13 protein-coding genes are annotated in these 14379 nt (G+C 58.7%); all 13 read left to right on the forward strand.

What is annotated here, in order from left to right; translation table 11 throughout:
* The first annotated feature begins 4 nt into the window (after positions 1–4).
* The 13 genes from GJT30_16915 to GJT30_16975 all read left to right on the forward strand — a co-directional run bounded on the left by GJT30_16915 (position 5) and on the right by GJT30_16975 (position 14289).
* A complete protein-coding gene (locus tag GJT30_16915; GenBank protein ID MSM41301.1) occupies positions 5–805 on the forward strand; it encodes an AAA family ATPase in 801 nt (266 codons plus the stop codon).
* Positions 806–827: 22 nt separating this feature from the next.
* The gene (locus tag GJT30_16920; protein ID MSM41302.1) at positions 828–1727 is read left to right on the forward strand and encodes a chemotaxis protein CheW; all 900 of its coding nucleotides are present in this window, start codon (positions 828–830) and stop codon (positions 1725–1727) included.
* 19 nt (positions 1728–1746) lie between these two features.
* Positions 1747–2136 (forward strand): response regulator, encoded by a 390-nt coding sequence (locus tag GJT30_16925; GenBank protein ID MSM41303.1) that lies wholly within the window; start codon positions 1747–1749, stop codon positions 2134–2136.
* A gap of 8 nt (positions 2137–2144) precedes the next feature.
* Positions 2145–2627, forward strand: coding sequence for a chemotaxis protein CheW (locus GJT30_16930; protein ID MSM41304.1), 483 nt, complete (start codon positions 2145–2147; stop codon positions 2625–2627).
* A 66-nt stretch (positions 2628–2693) separates the two neighbouring features.
* Positions 2694–3668: a response regulator gene (locus tag GJT30_16935; GenBank protein MSM41305.1), complete on the forward strand. Its 975-nt coding sequence runs from the start codon at positions 2694–2696 to the stop codon at positions 3666–3668.
* Positions 3669–3705: 37 nt separating this feature from the next.
* Positions 3706–5700, forward strand: coding sequence for a HEAT repeat domain-containing protein (locus GJT30_16940; GenBank protein ID MSM41306.1), 1995 nt, complete (start codon positions 3706–3708; stop codon positions 5698–5700).
* Positions 5700–6572, forward strand: a complete 873-nt coding sequence (locus GJT30_16945) for a protein-glutamate O-methyltransferase CheR (GenBank protein ID MSM41307.1) — start codon at positions 5700–5702, stop codon at positions 6570–6572. The genes GJT30_16940 and GJT30_16945 overlap by 1 nt, the downstream gene beginning before the upstream one ends.
* Complete coding sequence (cheB, locus tag GJT30_16950) at positions 6545–7651, forward strand: chemotaxis-specific protein-glutamate methyltransferase CheB (protein ID MSM41308.1); 1107 nt, start codon at positions 6545–6547, stop codon at positions 7649–7651. Before GJT30_16945 ends, cheB begins: the two co-directional genes overlap by 28 nt.
* 28 nt (positions 7652–7679) lie before the next feature.
* Entirely contained in the window at positions 7680–8504 is an 825-nt protein-coding gene (locus GJT30_16955) for a GAF domain-containing protein (protein MSM41309.1), read from the forward strand.
* Positions 8505–8535: 31 nt separating this feature from the next.
* A complete protein-coding gene (locus GJT30_16960; protein ID MSM41310.1) occupies positions 8536–8913 on the forward strand; it encodes a response regulator in 378 nt (125 codons plus the stop codon).
* A gap of 51 nt (positions 8914–8964) precedes the next feature.
* A complete protein-coding gene (locus tag GJT30_16965) occupies positions 8965–11118 on the forward strand; it encodes a cytochrome C (protein ID MSM41311.1) in 2154 nt (717 codons plus the stop codon).
* A gap of 100 nt (positions 11119–11218) precedes the next feature.
* Positions 11219–13693 (forward strand): leucine--tRNA ligase, encoded by a 2475-nt coding sequence (locus GJT30_16970; protein MSM41312.1) that lies wholly within the window; start codon positions 11219–11221, stop codon positions 13691–13693.
* Between the two features lie 8 nt (positions 13694–13701).
* Entirely contained in the window at positions 13702–14289 is a 588-nt protein-coding gene (locus tag GJT30_16975) for a hypothetical protein (protein ID MSM41313.1), read from the forward strand.
* Positions 14290–14379: the final 90 nt, after the last annotated feature.

Below are 14379 nucleotides of genomic sequence, written 5' to 3' on the forward strand. Positions count from 1 at the left end.
GCACATGTATAAGGACTTCTACGGTTTCAGCGACAAGCCGTTCAGCAAGACCCCCGACCCGCACTATCTCTACTTGAGTCGCGGGCACCGGGAGGCGCTGGCGCGGCTCAAATACGTGCTGGAGGAGCGGGAGATGGCCCTGCTCACCGGCGGCATAGGGTGCGGCAAGACCACCATCTCGCGGGCGCTCATGGATACCATGGGAGAGGGTTACCGCTTCTGCTTTGTCCTGAATCCGCGGCTTACCGCCATCGAATTCCTCCGCTACGTGGCGCGGAGCCTCTTCTCGGATATCCCTGCGACCAGCAAGGACGATCTGCTGCAAGAGATCACCGACGCACTCTACCGGCTCCATTGCGAAGGGATTTGCCCGGTCCTCGTCATCGACGAGGCGCAGTTGATCCCCGACCGAGAGGTCTACGACGAGATCCGCCTGCTGACCAACTTCCAGCTTGATGACCGCAACCTCTTGAGCGTGATCCTGATGGGGCAGCCGGAGATAAGGTCCATCCTGTCTGCGCCGCAGTACGAGCCGCTGCGGCAACGGATCGCCATCAACTACAGCTTGCAGCCGCTGACTCTGGAAGAAACCCAGGAGTACCTCGATTTTCGCATGGAGACCGCCGGCGGCAGCCCCGGACTCTTTGCCCCGGATGCGGTACAGAGGATCTTTGCACTGTCGGGCGGCGTGCCGCGGATGATCAATCTGATCGCCACCAATGCCCTGCTGGAAGGGTTTGACCGGGAGGCTGCCATGATCGATGCGGAGATCGTCGAAGCCCTGACGGCGGAACTGGCACTTTGAGCCAAGGAGTGGATGTTTCCCTATGAATCTGGCTGAGATACGCAAAAAGGCAAACAGGGATCGCGGGACTATTGTGGAGGCAACGCCCGAAACAGAACGGCCTGTGCAGAGCAGTTCCGATCTGGAGTTTCTGGATGATACTGTCGTGCCGGCCCAGCCTGTGCCAGCGGATGAGTTTGTGGAACCGCCTGTTGCAAGGGAAGAGGTTCTAGAGACCGCAGCTCCCCCTCAGCCTCCTCCCGATGTCCCGGTTATTGTCGCTCCCGGTCTGCCAGCCTCGAATGCCGTGTCGTTTGTTGCTCCGGCCGTACCCGGGGTATCGGATACGGATCTGCCCCCCATGGTTGAGGTCATCGGAGCAGATGCGATCGCCGAGCACCAACGCAATGGCTCGTTCGACCCGATCGCCCTGCTGCTGGCAGGGAGAGTCGCGGCCGGATTCGACGAGGAGATACCGCTGGCATCCCCTGACGGGACTGAAACCGAACAGGTGGATTATCATGAATTCCTCTGTTTCAGGGTGGCTTCTGAGCAGTACGCCATCAGTATCATGGAGATCAAGGAGATCATCAAACCGCGCGAGGTAACCGAGGTGCCGCGGGTCCCGGCATTCATCTCGGGTGTCCTCTCGCTGCGGGGGATCATTATCCCGGTATTCGCCATGGGGACGCGATTGCAGCTGGCCCCGGCCGGAGAACCGGGCAAAGAACGCATTATCGTGGTGAGCAAGGGTGAAGAGCTGTTTGGCCTGGCAGTGGATGAGGTGCTCCAGGTGGTGCGCGTGCCCAATTCGGCCATTGAACAGCCGCCACTGGTTCTGGACGGCATAGACCGCGATTTTGTCCAGGGGATCGGACGACACGACAGTCGCATGCTGATCCTGTTGAACCTGGCAAATATCCTCGATATCTCACTCTGCTGATTTTGGCAAAAGGAACGCCATGAAACGCAACAAAATATTGATCGTAGAAGATGAAGAGAGTCTCCTCAAGCTGGAGAGCATTCTCCTCACTTCCAAGGGTTACAAGGTGACGGGGGTGATGGACGGTCCTGCGGCGTTGGAAGAGGTTGCCCGGAGCCGACCCGACCTGGTCATCCTCGACATCATGCTGCCGGGGATCGATGGATTCGAGGTCTGTCGCAGGATAAAAGAGGATCCGTCAACCAGTGCCATCAGGGTGATCATGCTGACTGCCAAGAAGAACAAGCAGGATATGGAAAGGGGCATGCAGGCCGGAGCGGATGCCTATATTACCAAACCATTCAAGTCGGCATTCCTGATCGAAAGCATCGAGCGGCTCCTGCGCCCGGGCTTCGAATCACCTGCCTAGGGGTTATTATGCACCGGGATATCCAGGAGATACAGGTTGCCTGTTTTCGGTTGGGGGAAGACCTCTACGCCATAGATATCATGCGGATCAAGGAGATCATCCGTCCGCTCAAGCTGACGTCGCTTCCCAAGTTTCCCGCATTCATGGAGGGAATCATCAATCTGCGCGGCACGGTCATCCCCGTGGTCGATCTGCGCAGACGGTTCGACCTGCCGGATGTGGAGGACACCTCGTCTACCCGGCTGCTTATCGTCTCACTGGCAGGCCAGGTTCTTGCCCTGGTGGTTGATGAGGTCACCGAGGTCGTAACCGTGCCGGTGAAAGATATCAAGCCGCCGCCCCATCTGGGAGAGGGTATCGATGCCGAATACCTGATAGGGGTCTGCCTGGTGAAGCAGGATCTCATCATGCTGTTGAATATAGACAGTCTGCTTTCGTCACAGGAGGCCCATGAGCTGGGAACGGTTCGGGAACGGCTGGTGGAGTCCTGATCCGCTGATGCCCGTTTGTGGGGGGTCGATTTCAGGCCGTTGTCGTGAATGGATGGAGTGTCCGCTATGCAGATAGCCTGCCCCGGTTGCAAGGCTCACTATAGTTTCGATGAGAACAGGATTGCCGAAGGCGGCGTCAAACTGCGCTGCAGTAAATGCCGGACCATCTTCAGGGTTATGAAGAGGCCCAAGCAGTCTGCCGAGCCGGCAGTCCAGCCTCTTTTGGCTGGCGGCACCAGAGTCAAGGTTATCGTTGCCAACGAAAGTGCTGCATTCTGCTCGGCAGTCTGTAAGGTTCTTGCCAATGAGCCTTTCGACGTTTCGACCTATCATGACGGCAGGGATACCCTGTCAGCCATTGAGGCGGAACGGCCGGCAGTCGTCCTTTTGGATGTGGCGCTTCCCTCCATGTACGGGTTCGACATCTGTGAAGAGGTACGAAAGAATCCATCTCTCGATGGGGTCAAACTGATCCTGGTGGCTTCCATTTATGACAAGACCAAGTACAAAAGGACACCGGAGTCTCTGTACGGGGCTGATGCATATATCGAAAAACATCATATCCCTGATGCACTGGCAACGATGATCTACCGGCTGATTGGGGTCGAACCTGCGGCCGGCAAGGGGCTTCCGGCTCCACAGCCCGTGTCGGCATCCGACCGGGAAGCCGATGCGGAGCAGCTTTCCGTTGACGCCGAGCAGGAGTCGGCTCGTCGTTCGATGCAGTGGGATGAAGAGCGGGGCACTACCAATCCTCCCACGATGGAGAGAGGGGGGGGCACTGCCGAACATTCGGAGGATCAGGTCAAGGCACGTCGCCTGGCTCGCATCATCGTATCGGACATCCTCCTGTACAACCAGGCCAAGGTTGAGGAGGGAATCAGGAATGGCACCTTCTACGAACTGCTGAAGGATGACATAAACGAAGGCAGGGCGCTGTACGCCCGTCGGGTCGGGACAGAGATAGCCGTCTCCAGGGCCTATCTGGACGAGGCATTCGATCAGCTCATAGCTAACAAACGACAGGAAATGAACCTGTAGATTTTCAGGGGATACGTCCTGCGGGAGGAGTAGCATAGTGCAGACGTTGAGGGAACGACTGAGGTCTTCTGACGAGGAAATCCGCAGGATGACGGTGACAACCCTGTCCGGATACACCTTTGCCGAGGTCAAGGAGTTCGTCTACGAGGCTTTGGGGGACGAGAGCTGGCGAATTCGGAAAGAGGCCCTGAATGTGCTCTTTTCCTGGTCTTTTACAGAGCAGATCATTGAAGATCTGGTAGGGCTGCTTCGGGCCAGCGACAATGCCGGTCAGCGCAATTCTGCCAGCGAGGCGCTGGAAAAGCTTGGGGTCCAGACGTTGCCGGTCCTCTGCCGCCATCTCAGCGACAATGACCCTGATGTCCGTAAATTCATCATCGACATCCTGGGGAATATTGGTTCACCTGATGCAGTTCCGCTGCTGATCCCGGCGTTGCGTGATCCGGATTCCAACGTGGCAACGGCTGCTGCGGAAAATCTCGGCAAGATCGGCGACGAGCGGGCTGTCGAGGAACTGGTCAAAGTGCTCGACAGTAGCGATATCCCCCTGTGCTATACGGTCCTGGAGGCGCTGGGCTGCATCGGCAGGCCGGTGCCGCTGGCAACGATAACACCGCTGGCAGACGAAGTGCTGCTGAAAAAGCCGGTGATCGATTGCATCGGTATTGTGGGGGATGTGGAAGCGATTCCGCTTTTGATGGAAGGGCTTCGCGAAAAGGCACGTCATGTCAGGGCTGCTGCCGCCAATGCGATCATCCGGATTCGGGAGGACCTCCCTGCTGGGGTCGCTGCCGACCGGGTCGACCCTTACCTGCGCGAGATGGGGGGGACCCCCTTTGCCGCAGAGTTCATCTTGTCCCTGAGCGATACGGAACGTTTTCTGACGGAGCCGATGGTCAAGATCCTCGGTCTCATGGGTGATCCACGGGCGGTACCGGTTCTGCTGGAGGGATGCCGCAATGACCATCTGCGACGCTCATGCCTCCAGGCATTCCGCGAGCTCGGCACGCCGGGGGTGGAGGCCCTGCTTGCCTCTTACCAGACGGCCAACGAGGAGCATCGCTGCTACATGGCCTATGTCTGCGGCGAGCTCGGTATCCGCGAGAGCGTCGGGACCCTGCGAGGCGCGATGCGCGACCCGAGCCATGTGCTTCGTCGTGTCGCCGCGGTTGCCGCCGGCAAGATTTTCGAACCATGCCTGATCGACGATCTCGCCGCACTCTTAAATGACGAGGAAATCGACGTGCGTCATGGAGCCGTGGATTCTCTGGCTGCTCTGGCCCCGGTTGACAGGGAGTCCGTAGCTGCCATCGCAGGACGGCTCGCCGCTGCCGAACAACCAGAAAAGCGTCGTAGCTCAGCCACGGTTTTTGCCGCACTCCAGGACGGTGACCGTCTTGCCCGCCTGATAAAGGACGAAGACGCCAATGTTCGCAAGGCCGCCGTATTCGCCTTGGCGGAGTTGAAATCCCCGGTGAGCGTCAACCATCTGGTCCTTGCCCTCGTGGATGAAGAACCCGATGTCCGGATGGCTGCAGCAGGTGCTTTGGGGGCCCTGGGGGGAGAAAGTGCCGAGCAGGCGTTGCTCGTTGCCTTAAAGGACCAGAATTCATGGGTGAAATGTGCCGCCCTCAGGAGCCTGGGTGCATTGCGGGTTGCTGCTGCCGAATCCGCAATCGTGGGGCTCATCGAAGAGACCGATGGACTGGTGCTGATCTCGGCTTTGCGGACGCTCCTGGACATCAATGGTGAACGGGCTCATCAACTGGCCCGCAATGCCCTTGCCCATCCCGATAAGGAGGTGGTCAAGGCGGCCGTTGAAATACTCTCGCATACCAACGACAGCTGGCTTGACGAATTCCGTGATCGACTGCTCTTTCACGAACATTGGGACATCCGCAGTCTCTTTATCAAGGCCCTTGCCGAACACCGGGGGGTTCAAGCCCTTCCTGCCCTGCAGGAGGCCCTGAAATGTGAGCCCGACGATCTGGTCAGGCGGCAGATCATGGATATCGTGGACGGTTTTGCATGATTTTTGGCAATGACCCCGAATACCTGATGTCGGAAGAAGAATTCCGTCTCTTAAGGGACCTGGTCTACAATCACTGCGGGATGTATTTCGCTAGTGAGGCCAAGTACCTGTTGGAGAAACGGCTCTCACGCCGCCTGGCCTTTCACAACCTGGTCAGTTACAAAGACTATTACCATCTGCTCAAGTACGATCTCAGGAAGGATCAGGAACTTTCGGACCTGATGGATGTCCTGACCACCAATGAGACGTACTTTTTTCGCGAAGCCTTTCAACTCAAGGCGTTCACCGACGAGATCATTCCCGAGATCATGGAGGAAAAGGGGAAGCGCGGGGATCGCACCCTGCGGATCTGGAGTGCGGGTTGTTCAACGGGCGAGGAACCGTACACGATAGCCATGCTCCTTCTGGAGATGCGTCGGCTCGACGGGTGGCGGCTGGAGGTCATCGGTACCGACATCAGCCAACGAGTGCTGCAACACGCCCGCAAAGGGGTCTACAGCAAGAGCTCGTTCCGCGCCACGGAAAACTACTATCTGGATCGGTATTTTCATGAGCATGACGGCAACTTCAAGATTTCGGACAAGGTCCGGGAACTGGTCACCATCAGCCAGTTGAACCTGTTCGATCACAACCGGCTTGCCCTCCTCGGCCGGATGGACATCATCTTCTGCCGGAACGTCATCATCTATTTCGACCAGCCCGCCAAGAAAAAGGTGATCGAAACCTTTTACCAGGCCTTGTATCCGGGGCGATTCCTCCTTTTGGGCCATTCGGAATCGCTAATGAACGTGACCACGCTCTTCACCCTGCGGCACCTCAAGAATGACATGGTTTACCAGAAACCATGGCCGGTCGAGGGAGGGGCTCTGTGAAGCAGATCAGAGTCGTGGTCATCGATGATTCGGCGTACAACAGACGTACCATTACCAAGATGCTCCAGGACCTGCCGATTGTGGAAGTGGTTGGGTATGCCACTAACGGCGAGGAGGGGCTTAAGCGGATCATGGAGCTGAAACCCGACCTGATAACCCTCGATCTGGAGATGCCGAGGATGGATGGTTTTACCCTGCTGCGCATCCTGATGAGTTCGTGTCCTACGCCGACCATTGTCATCAGCGCCAAAAGCCAGGATGAACGGGTGTTCAAGGCCCTGGAACTGGGAGCGGTGGACTTTATCGCCAAGCCGACCACGACCATTTCCGAGGAGATCTTCCGCATCAAGGAGGATCTCCACGAAAAGGTGCGCAACGTCTTCCAGCTCAACCTGGCGGGTCTCAGGCGCCGGGAAATACAGGCTGTAGAGGCGAAAGCCGCACGGGAAGCCGTGACTGCCGTTGTCCCGCCGACGGTGATCACCAAATCCCGTTTCGATGTGCTGGCCATCGGCGCTTCCACAGGAGGGCCGCCTGCTCTCCAGACCCTGCTCAATGCCTTCCCGGCTCAGTTACCCTTTGCCGTGGTCATCTCCCAGCATATGCCTGCCGGGTTTACCCTGGCCTTTGCCGACCGCCTGAACCGCATCTTTCCGTTTGAGGTCAAAGAGGCCGAGGATGGCGACGAGGTGCTCCCCAACCGGGTGCTGATCGCTCCCGGCGGGAAGAACATGACCTTTCAGAAGCTTCACGACTGCACCGTGGTCAGGATCTGTGCGCCATCACCACAAGACAAGTTCATTCCGTCGGTAGATGTCATGTTCTCATCACTGGCCCCGCTGTATGGAGCCAGGCTCCTGGCCGTTGTCCTCACCGGCATGGGAAACGACGGTAGCCGCGGTGTTGTGATGGTGAAGGATGCCGGGGGAGAGGTACTGGCGGAGGCGGAGGAATCCGCCGTGGTGTTTGGTATGCCGCGGGAGGCGATTGCCACCGGAGTGGTTGCACGAGTCGCCCCCATTGAACGGATGGGGCGGGAGATTGCCATGCAGTGCGGAATACTGATGGGAACTGCCTGAACATATTACCTGCTGACAGGAGCACATCATGCCATTGGACGATGACAAAGGTTTTCTCACCAGGGCCGAAGAGTTTATGCAGGTTTTCAAGAAAGGGGCTGAATTCACCCAGGACCTCATGCGGGAAAATGAGCGACTTCGTTTTCGTGTGTTGGAGCTGGAGAATGCCCAAGGGCCTTCAGCGGCCACTCCGCAGCAATCGAGCGAGAACCAGCGGCTCTTGCAACGTATTGCCGCGCTTGAGAGGGAAAAGGAGGAGATCCTCGAGCGGATCAGGCAGGTGGAGGAGGAAAACAAGGACTTCGCCAACCGCTATGTGGAGATAGAGTCGGAAAACAACAACCTGGCCAATCTGTACATTGCCAGCTACCAGCTGCACTCGACCCTCGATTTCAGGGAAGTATTGCAGATCATCACCGAGATCATCATCAACCTGATCGGTGCCGAAACCTTTGCCATCATGCTGCTGGATGAAAAGACCGGAATCCTTGAGGCTGTAGCCACCGAGGGGGTCGAGCGGTCGGATGTCCCGAAGGTGACGCTGGGAGGGGGGATCATCGGTGAAGTTGCCCGGACCGGGGAAAACTTTTTTGTCCCCGATCTCAACGACTACCAGATCGACCTCGACAACCCCATGGTCTGCATCCCGCTGAAGATCAAAGAACAGACGATCGGTGTCCTGGTCATCTACAAGCTGCTCCTGCAGAAAAAGTCTTTCGCCGACGTCGACTACGAGCTCTTCACCCTGCTTGCCGGCCATGCGGCAACAGCAGTTTTCAGCTCCCGTCTCTACTCGGATTCCGAGCGCAAGCTGAACACCATACAGGGATTTCTTGATTTGCTAACCAAATAGAGGTATAAAACGTTTTCCTGAGGGGGCAGACATGCAGGAATACAAGGTGCTGATTGTTGAGGATTCGCCCACCATGCGCCAGCTCATATCATTTGCCCTGAAGCGGTTGCGCGGGATAAAGATTGTAGAGGCGAACGACGGGGTGGACGGTCTGAAAAAGCTGTCGGCCGAGCAGTTCGATCTGATCTTTACCGACATCAACATGCCGGTCATGGATGGACTCAAGCTGGTCAGTATTGTGCGCGGCGATGCAAATCACAGCCACATCCCCATTGTCATCATCACTACCGAGGGTGCGCAGGAAGACCGGGAACGGGCTCTGGCACTCGGCGCCAACGACTATATCACCAAACCGATTCAGCCGAATCGGATTCTGGATGTGACACGGGGCTTGCTCAATATTCCGTGAGCCCCGCTCGCACCCCTTCTTCTTCCACCGCCCCTTTGCGAGGAGTCAGCCTTGAAACGCTTCTTCTTGCCGGCCTTGTTCCTGCTGGCCGCTCCGTTGCTGCTGTTCGCCAAGGACTACAAGCAGGTGACCTTCCCTACCGAGAATGCCGGCCCGGTCATTTTCGACCACGACGTTCATGTCGGAAAGCTTGCCAACGACTGTACGGTCTGCCATAACTCCCTGTACAAGATCGGAACCAAGAATCCCACCGCCACCATGGCCGACATGGAGCAGGGGAAGTCGTGCGGGAAATGCCACAACAAGGTGAAGGCGTTCGCACTGGCCGAATGTGTCCGCTGTCATGTGGTGGGCAAGGTTCCTATTGTCATCCCCGATTTCGGGACCCTGCTCTTTGACCACAAGTTCCACCTCGGCCTCTATACCTGCGCGGACTGTCACAACAAACTGTTCTACGCCAAATCGGGGAGGAATCCCCATGTGACCATGAAGCAGATGGAGGAGGGGAAGTCCTGCGGTGCTTGCCACGACGGCAAGACCGGTTTTTCCGTCAAAGGGGAATGCACCCGTTGTCACGCGGTCAAGGATATCCCGTTTGCCGCTGCCGATCCGTTCAGCCACGACTATCATCTGAAAAAACAGTACGGCTGCTATGACTGTCACAGCAAGCTGTTCGTGGCCGGTCCCAATGCCAAGCGCTACACCATGCGCGAGATGGAGACGGGCAATTCGTGCGGCGGCTGCCACAATGCCCAGATCGCCTTCTCTGTCAAGGGGGACTGCAACCGTTGTCACAAGCAGGTGGGGGATGTCCGGTACAAGGCAGCCGATGCCTTTTTCCCCCATGCCTTTCACCTGACCATCTATCGCTGCAACGACTGCCACAGCGGGCTCTTTACCGCGGGTCCCCGCCGTACGCCGTATACCATGGCCGACATGGAAAAGAAGATCGGCCGCTCCTGCGGTTCCTGCCATGAAGGAGATGTGGCGTTTTCAGCCTATGGCAGTTGCGATCGCTGCCACAAGGGGACCAAGGAGCTTGAGTGGAAGGTTCCCGGCGGCGGTACGGTCATCTTCAGCCATACCTTTCACATGGGGAAGAAGTACCGCTGTGACGACTGCCATTTCAAGGTGTTCGGAACCGGCACCATGGCCAAGCGGTTTACCATGAAGCAGATGGAGGAGGGGAAGTCGTGCGGTGCCTGCCATGACGGCAAGGCCGCCTTCAATGTCACCGGGAGCTGCGGCCGCTGCCATCCGGTGCGGGATATCGATTTCGTCCTTGATGCCGGCTTCAGTCACTCCTATCATTATGTGCTCTACTCATGCACTGCCTGCCACAACAAGCTCTTCAAGGACGGCTCGGGCAACGTGAGCCGGACCATGGTGGACATGGAGAAGGGGCTCTCCTGCGGCGGTTGCCATTTGAGCGGCAAGGATGCCTTCAGTGTGACCGGGAGCTGTGACCGCTGCCACCGGTCTGCCCCCGAAGTGGTCATCCAGACACGGGGCGCCGGCCCGACCCCCTTCAGCCACAAGGTCCATACTCCGTTGTACAAGTGTGAGAACTGCCACAACAAGGTCTTTACCACCGGCGTTGCCGCACGGCGCTACAGCATGGCCCAGATGGAGCGGGGGCAGTCCTGCGGGGTCTGTCACAACGACAAGGATGCTTTCACGGCCAAGGCCAACTGTACCCGCTGCCATCCGGTGAAGGATATCCCCTATCCGGCGTCGGGCGGTCTGTTCAAGCATACTGCCCATATCAGCCTCTACCGGTGCGATTATTGCCATGACAAAATATTTGTCCCCGGTCCGGGCCGCCAGCCCTATACCATGCCGAACATGGAGGGGGGGAAATCCTGCGGAGCCTGCCATGACGGCAAAGCGGCCTTTTCGGTCAAGGGAGACTGTGACAAGTGCCATCCGTTTACCAAGGCGATCCGCTACGACTTTCCCGACAAGAAGACCACCAGCGTCCTTTTCAGCCACAAGGTGCACAAGGAAAAGGGGTACAAGTGCGTTGACTGTCACTACAAGATCTATGGAACCGGGGTCAACCGGCGGTCATATTCCATGAGGGAGATGGGCAACGGCAAGTCGTGCGGCGCGTGCCATGGCTACAACATTACCGGAAAACCCAACTGTACCAAATGTCACTTTGTTTCCGATACCTCGGGTGATACCAGGTGGTCACCCGAATGATCATCTCGTTGGCGATGCCTTGACATGAGGTGCAACTATAACAGGGAGACGCGTTCGGCAGGCAATGCCCGAATGCGGCCCATTGAAAGTGGAGGAGCACGTGGAGGAGAAATATATCCCGCAACGGGTGGAAGAGAAGTGGCAGGCACATTGGGAGAACGGCAAGAGCTTCAAGGTTGTTCATGATGATACCCGCAGGAAATACTACCTGCTGGAGATGTTTCCCTATCCGTCGGGGCGGATCCACATGGGGCACGTCCGCAACTACTCCATCGGCGATGTGGTGGCCCGCTTCAAGCGGATGAACGGCTTCAACGTCCTCCACCCCATGGGGTGGGACGCCTTCGGCATGCCTGCCGAGAACGCGGCGATCCAGAACAAGAGCCACCCTGCCGACTGGACCTACCAGAACATCGACTACATGCGGAAGCAGTTGAAGAAGATGGGGCTCTCCTACGACTGGGACCGGGAGTTGGCCACCTGCGACCTGGATTACTATCGCTGGGAGCAGAAGCTCTTTCTGCAGATGTATGAAAAGGGGCTGGCCTACAAGCGCAACGCGGCGGTCAACTGGTGCCCCAAATGCGAGACCGTCCTTGCCAACGAGCAGGTGGAGGATGACTGCTGCTGGCGGTGCGACAGCGAGGTGACCCAGAAGGAGCTTGACCAATGGTTCTTCCGGATCACCGACTATGCCGACGAACTGCTCGACCATACCCAGAAGCTCCCCGGCTGGCCGGAGCGGGTTCTGACCATGCAGCGCAACTGGATCGGCAAGAGTTTCGGCTGCGAGATCGACTTTCCGCTGGAAGGGCGCGACGGAGCGATCCGGGTATTCACCACCCGCCAGGATACCCTTTATGGCGCCACCTTCATGTCGCTCGCCCCGGAGCACCCGCTGGCGCTGGAACTGACCACCGCGGCGAACCGCGACCGGGTGGAGGCCTTTGTCGACAAGGTGAAGAAGACCGACAAGGCGCGGCGAACCGCCGAAGATCTGGAAAAGGAAGGGGTCTTTACCGGCTCCTACTGCATCAACCCGGTTACCGGGCGGCGGATGCCGGTCTATCTGGCCAACTTCGTCCTCCTGGACTACGGCACCGGTGCCGTCATGGCGGTTCCGACCCATGACCAGCGCGATTTCGAGTTTGCCCGCAAGTACGATCTGCCGCTGCAGGTGGTCATCCAGCCTGCCGGCGAGACCCTCGATCCCGCGACCATGACCGCTGCCTACACCGCCGACGGGATCATGGTCAATTCCGCCCAGTTCGACGGCATGGAGAGCACCGCGGCCAAGGAAAAGATCGCCGACTACCTGCAGGAAAAGGGGATCGGCACGAAAACGGTCAATTTCCGCCTTCGTGACTGGCTGATCTCGCGCCAGCGCTACTGGGGCAACCCGATCCCGGTCATCTACTGCGACAGCTGCGGCGTGGTGCCGGTTCCGGAAAAGGACCTGCCGGTGGTGCTCCCCAAAGACGTGGCCTTCACCGGCGAGGGGGGGAACCCGCTGGCCAGGGTCGAGTCGTTCGTCAAGGTGGACTGCCCGCTCTGCGGCAAGCCGGCGCGCCGGGAGACGGACACCATGGATACCTTCGTGGAGTCGTCTTGGTATTTCCTCCGTTACTGCTGCCCGACCTTTACCCAAGGCCCCCTGGACAAGGGAGAGACCGAGTACTGGATGTCGGTGGACCAGTATATCGGCGGCATCGAGCATGCGGTTCTCCATCTCCTCTATGCCCGCTTCTTCACCAAGGTCCTGCGCGATCTCGGCTATGTGAATATCGACGAGCCGTTCATCAATCTCCTCACCCAGGGGATGGTCATCAAGGACGGTTCCAAGATGAGCAAGTCCAAGGGGAACGTGGTCGATCCGGACGCGCTCATCACCCGGTACGGCGCCGATACGGCCAGGCTCTTCTCCCTGTTCGCGGCACCGCCTGAGAAGGATCTCGACTGGAGCGACCATGGGGTCGAGGGGAGCTTCCGCTTCCTTAACCGGGTCTGGAAGCTGGTCTACGAGTTGTGCCCCCTGGTATCCCGGGCCGGAGCACTCGATGTCGCTACCCTCAGGGACGAGGCCAAGGAACTTCGCCGGGTGACGCACAAGACCATCCGCAAGGTCACCGACGACGTGGGGGAACGTTTCCACTTCAACACTGCCATTGCCGCCATCATGGAGATGGTGAACGCCATGTCCGCCTTCGAGCCGAAGAGCGAGCCGGCAAACCTGCCGGTGCTGAAAGAGGCCGTGGAGGCGCTGGTTCTGATGTTGGCCCCCTTTGTCCCCCATTTCAGCGAAGAGCTCTGGCAGTCGTTGGGGAATGTCGGCGGACTGGAGCAGGCCGGCTGGCCCTCCTTCGATCCGGAGGCAGCGGTTGACGAGGAGATGCTCGTCGTGCTCCAGGTGAACGGCAAGCTGCGGGGGAAGGTGACGGTGCCGGTGGATGCGACGCAGGAGACGGTGCAGCAGATGGCCCTGGCCGACCCGAAGATCCAGATCCATCTGGAAGGGAAGTCGGTCCGCAAGGTCATCTATGTGCCGGGGAAACTGCTCAACATCGTTGTCGGCTGATCCGGTTCATGGATGACGAAAGTGACGACCCCGCGGTTTCCGACCGGCGGGGTCGTTGTTTCCGGAGGGGTAACGTGCGGGAAATGATACGGAAATGGTGCGCGCTGGCGGGAATCTTCATGGTGCTCTCGGGTTGCGGCTACCGGCTGGCAGGTCACCAGGCCCTGCACGGGGCCGGGGAAGGGACTGCCATTGCCATCCCGGTCTTTGCCAACAAGAGCCTGCGGCCGAATCTGGAGGCCTGTCTGACGGCCCGGCTGGTGGAGCTCTTTGCAGCCAGGGGCGGAGGGAGGGTTGTGCCGGTCGAACAGGCTGACCTGGAGCTTTCCGGCACCGTCCTTACCTACGGCACAACGGCCAGCGCCTATTCGGCAGCGGACCGGACCGCGATGTACCAGGCAGCCATGACAGCCGAGGCGACCCTTCGGCACCTGAAGAACGGGACGGTCCTCTGGAAGGGGACGGTCTCCGCCCGCCAGGAATATCCCGCCAACAGCGACCTCGCCCTGCAGCTCAATGCCGAAGAGGCGGCGCAACGCGAACTCTGCCGGAAACTGGCTGAGGAGATCCTGCGGGCCAGTGCCGGGGCGTTTTAGCCAGGTTGTTGAAAACGAAGTTTCAGCGCAGCTAAAAGCAGCCATCTCGCCGCCGTCCTCGAAAGCCGCCTTGTGCGGCGTAGCGCTGCT

The sequence above is a fragment of the Geobacter sp. genome, assembly GCA_009684525.1.
GTDB lineage: Bacteria > Desulfobacterota > Desulfuromonadia > Geobacterales > DSM-12255 > Geoanaerobacter.

What these genes read in the sequence shown, in the direction of transcription:
- GJT30_16955 (MSM41309.1), top strand. Translation starts at nt 7,680, where the DNA reads ATGCCATTGGACGATGACAAAGGTTTTCTCACCAGGGCCGAAGAGTTT.
- cheB (MSM41308.1), top strand. Translation starts at nt 6,545, where the DNA reads ATGGCCGGTCGAGGGAGGGGCTCTGTGAAGCAGATCAGAGTCGTGGTC.
- GJT30_16920 (MSM41302.1), top strand. Translation starts at nt 828, where the DNA reads ATGAATCTGGCTGAGATACGCAAAAAGGCAAACAGGGATCGCGGGACT.
- GJT30_16915 (MSM41301.1), top strand. Translation starts at nt 5, where the DNA reads ATGTATAAGGACTTCTACGGTTTCAGCGACAAGCCGTTCAGCAAGACC.
- GJT30_16935 (MSM41305.1), top strand. Translation starts at nt 2,694, where the DNA reads ATGCAGATAGCCTGCCCCGGTTGCAAGGCTCACTATAGTTTCGATGAG.
- GJT30_16930 (MSM41304.1), top strand. Translation starts at nt 2,145, where the DNA reads ATGCACCGGGATATCCAGGAGATACAGGTTGCCTGTTTTCGGTTGGGG.
- GJT30_16925 (MSM41303.1), top strand. Translation starts at nt 1,747, where the DNA reads ATGAAACGCAACAAAATATTGATCGTAGAAGATGAAGAGAGTCTCCTC.
- GJT30_16960 (MSM41310.1), top strand. Translation starts at nt 8,536, where the DNA reads ATGCAGGAATACAAGGTGCTGATTGTTGAGGATTCGCCCACCATGCGC.
- GJT30_16975 (MSM41313.1), top strand. Translation starts at nt 13,702, where the DNA reads ATGGATGACGAAAGTGACGACCCCGCGGTTTCCGACCGGCGGGGTCGT.